This window comes from Salinivirga sp. (assembly GCF_035268865.1).
GTDB lineage: Bacteria > Bacteroidota > Bacteroidia > Bacteroidales > Salinivirgaceae > Salinivirga.
Window position 1 is genome coordinate 1 of sequence record NZ_DATFKB010000252.1, and the last position, 2,032, is coordinate 2,032.

Annotated in this window: 2 protein-coding genes; one reads left to right on the forward strand and one right to left on the reverse strand. The window is 37.7% G+C overall.

The genetic code is table 11. The features are described from left to right. A partial coding sequence (locus VJ937_RS15505; RefSeq protein WP_324068581.1) for a PD-(D/E)XK nuclease family protein occupies positions 1–230 on the forward strand: 230 nt, incomplete at its 5' end. Here the strand turns inward: VJ937_RS15505 and tnpC are convergent. Then, a complete protein-coding gene (gene tnpC / locus VJ937_RS15510; protein ID WP_324068583.1) occupies positions 186–1,607 on the reverse strand; it encodes an IS66 family transposase in 1,422 nt (473 codons plus the stop codon). The genes VJ937_RS15505 and tnpC overlap by 45 nt on opposite strands. Positions 1,608–2,032: the final 425 nt, after the last annotated feature.

Below are 2,032 nucleotides of genomic sequence, written 5' to 3' on the forward strand. Positions count from 1 at the left end.
TTTTAGCTTACTTTCTTAATCCGAAAGGAACACATGGTCAGGGAGATGTGTTTCTGAAAGCTTTTATAGAAAAATTCTACAAAGAGGATTGCTTGTATGATAATGTATGTATTAAGACTGAGGAACCAATTACCAATAACCGCCGTATTGATGTGTTTATTAGATTAAACGTAATTATTTACCAGCTACATTTCGGTGATGAAATTATGCCCGTCAAATGTATTACATAATTCTGCAAATACATTTCGATTATTTTTTCTGGCTGTTGAAATAAACCCCTGAATCCGAGCATATATTTCAGCTCCTTTGAACGTCCTGAAACAATTGGATACTTTTTGTTTAACCTTGGATGGCCTAATATCACGTTCAGCTAGGTTATTGGTAAAGGGGACTTCACTATTAAACGCAAATGCTAATACTGCAATTTTTTCCCTTATCAGCCGCTCAACCAAGTTCAGACCCTTGCTCCGCTTATATCTTCCCCTTTTTCCGGGTGTTTTAACCGGTAAAGGCTCTGACTTTATTCCATAGTCACATATTTTATCATATCTACAGTTAATCAGCTGCCGTCGTTTAATCCTTTCTTCAAATGGCATTTGGTAGATGCTCAACAAAAATTGCTTAAATACTTTTGCCCATTTGCTATGGTAATTTTCTATTAAATATTCTAATTCTCTTAGAATGTGTGCGCCACAAAGGGCATGTTTGAATTTATGAAATCTGAAATAACTACTCCAACAGTCATGTACCAACCAACCGGAAAAATCGTTGAGTAGCGACTTTTCACTTTCAAGTGCCATGCGACCTCTTTTCTCATGCATGAACAGATAAGTATAAGAATGAGAGGTCGCCGCATGCAGCCACCCTAGTTTCCCGGCAACACGGATTCCTGTTTCATCGGCATGGGCAGTTTGACTGTCGGCTATTCTTGCTTTTATTATACCTTCAGTTTTTGTTAATCTCTCATAACACTGCTTTCCTGCCGAAAATGCAGTTGATTCATTTATCGGATAACCAAATAGGTCTCCAAAAAGAAGCTGCACTTTTTTGAAGGGAACATTAAAATGCGTTCCCAGTAATACCATATAAGATTTCACTCCAGTACCATATTGCACCGGAGCGTTTACACCTTCAGGAGTGTTGCCTCTACAGTTTGTACCACATACAGGACAAGTGCCTTTATGTATTTGATATTCGGTAATCTCTAGGCGGGGCTTGGGTAAATCAAATACCTGCCGACGCTCTGCCAGTGCTAATTCACTGGAAAGAAATTTATGTCCACACTTACAAGGTTCCGGCAAGCAGCTAATAACTTGATCAGGATCAGAACTTTGTTTTAATGTTTTTCCCTCATGGCCTTTTTGTCCCCCTTGCTTCCCATTTTTTGCCTTAGGCAATGCTGGCTTTTTTTTATAACCTTCGCTGGATGGGGGTTTTGAACTGTTACTGCTGTCTTTATTCAAACGGGCTTTTAATTCAATAATTTCAATTTTTAGCTCTGCATTCTCCTCTTCGCGTTTTAAAATGCGATCTTCATAGAAGGCTAAACGAGAGTTTAACTGTTTAACCTGTTCAATAAGTTCCTGTATGATTTTATCTTTATCCAAAACATTTTTGCTTTCCACAAAAATACATCTGATTAATACACAAAACCAAGAATACAGGCCGATAGATATTAACCACACACCTCCAAAATTGTTGATAATGGGCGGTTTTAGAAAATCATGTTCTTGAGAATGGTATAATCGCAATCGAACTAGAACAAGAATCGAACTAGCGTATTCTCAAGCCCATAATGAAAAGCAAAAACAAAAAGTTATCAACACTCGACAGGGAAATATGTTAACAGGCACATTATTCACATCAATATTCCAAAGCAAAGCAACATTACCTCTGGTGTAGGCACCTAAATAATTACAACTGTTTTATATATTTTTCAGCTACCTCATCCATCAGTTGGCGGGTGAAGTAGCTGAAAATCATTCATTACGGCCGGGGCAAAACTATTTTCAGCGTTTGGTAATTTATTTCC